The organism is Streptomyces sp. NPDC058145 (genome assembly GCF_042884245.1).
GTDB lineage: Bacteria > Actinomycetota > Actinomycetes > Streptomycetales > Streptomycetaceae > Streptomyces.
The window spans coordinates 1-1,455 of sequence record NZ_JBHVUH010000061.1; the positions used below are offsets into that span (position 1 = coordinate 1).

Genomic DNA, 1,455 nt, shown 5'->3' on the forward strand with positions numbered 1-1,455 from the left:
TCGCAGTCCCTGTGGAGGTCGGGATGAGAATTGTCGTGGACCTTTCCCGATGTGAAGGCTATGCGCAGTGCGCGTTCCTCGCTCCGGACGCGTTCCGGATGCACGGCGAGGAAGCGCTGATGTACGACCCGAACCCGGATGACGCCCGGCGCGATCAGGTGCTGCGTGCCGCGGCGGCCTGCCCGGTCCAGGCGATTCTGGTCGATCAGCTGGAGGGACGGGACGTACCGGTGGAGGCGTCGACGTCATGACCAGCGCCGATACCCTGCGAGCGTTCAAGCGTGACGGCCGCATCGTGGTCGTCGGGGCGTCACTGGCGGGTCTGCGGGCCGCGGAGACCCTGCGCGACGAGGGTTTCACGGGCTCGTTGACCATGATCGGTGACGAGCTGGGCGAGCCCTACGACCGCCCGCCCCTGTCCAAGCAGGTACTGACCGGGTGGGTCCCGGCCGACGGCACCAAGCTGCCGCGCCGCCGTGACATCAATGCGCAGTGGCTGCTGGGCGTGCCCGCGAGCGGGCTGGACCTGGCGGCCAACCACGTGTGTCTCGCCGACGGACGTGAGATTCCCTTCGACCGGGTACTGATCTCCACCGGGGTACGGGCCCGGCCCTGGTTCGTCGAGAGCGAGGCGGCCCTGGACGGCGTGTTCGTCGTGCGTACGCGTGAGCACGCCGAGGGACTGCAGCGGGCCCTGGCCGCCGGGCCCTCCCGCGTGCTGGTCATCGGTGCCGGGTTCACCGGCTCCGAGATCGCCTCCATCTGCCGCGAGCGGGACATCCCGGTCACCGTCGCCGAACTCGCGCCGGCCCCGCTGGTCGGGGCACTCGGCGCCATGATCGGTGAGGTGGCATCGGACCTGCAGCGCGCCCACGGCGTCGACCTGCGCTGCGGCGTCAAGGTCACCCGGCTGGAGGGCGACGCGGAAGGGCACTTCCGCCGCGCTCACTTCGACGACGGCAGCACGGTCGACGCCGACGTGGCCGTCGTGGCGCTCGGAGGCATCCGCAACACCGAGTGGCTGCGGGGCTCGGGACTGGCGGCCGGCGTCTGGGGCATCGCCTGCGACACGGGCTGCCGTGCCCTCACCCTCGACGGCCTGATCACCGACGACATCTTCGCCGCCGGGGACGTGGCGCGCTGCCCGAACCCGGTCTACGAGTACCGGCTCATCTCGCTGGAGCACTGGGCCAACGCCGTGGAACAGGCCGAGGTCGCGGCGCACAACATGGTCAGCGGCCAGGCGGAGCGCTGGCCCCACCTGTCCATCCCGCTGTTCTGGTCGATCCAGTTCGGCGTCAACATCAAGTCCGTCGGCGTGCCGACCTTCGCCGACGAGGTGATCGTCACCCAGGGATCGGTGGCCGACCACCGCTTCGTGGCCGCATACGGCTACCGGGGCCGCGTCACCGCGGCGGTGAGCTTCAACAACGCGAAGTGGCTCGACCACTACCG

The 1,455-nt window shown here is 70.4% G+C and carries 2 protein-coding genes; both read left to right on the top strand.

The genetic code is table 11. The features are described 5' to 3' along the window. Nucleotides 1-23 precede the first annotated feature (23 nt). Nucleotides 24-251 (top strand): ferredoxin, encoded by a 228-nt coding sequence (locus ACFVVO_RS39400; RefSeq protein ID WP_390061702.1) that lies wholly within the window; start codon nucleotides 24-26, stop codon nucleotides 249-251. Further along, nucleotides 248-1,455: NAD(P)/FAD-dependent oxidoreductase (locus ACFVVO_RS39405; protein ID WP_390061701.1), on the top strand; the 1,208-nt coding region annotated here is incomplete at its 3' end. The genes ACFVVO_RS39400 and ACFVVO_RS39405, both read left to right, overlap by 4 nt.

What these genes read in the sequence shown, in the direction of transcription:
- ACFVVO_RS39400 (WP_390061702.1), top strand. Translation starts at nt 24, where the DNA reads ATGAGAATTGTCGTGGACCTTTCCCGATGTGAAGGCTATGCGCAGTGC.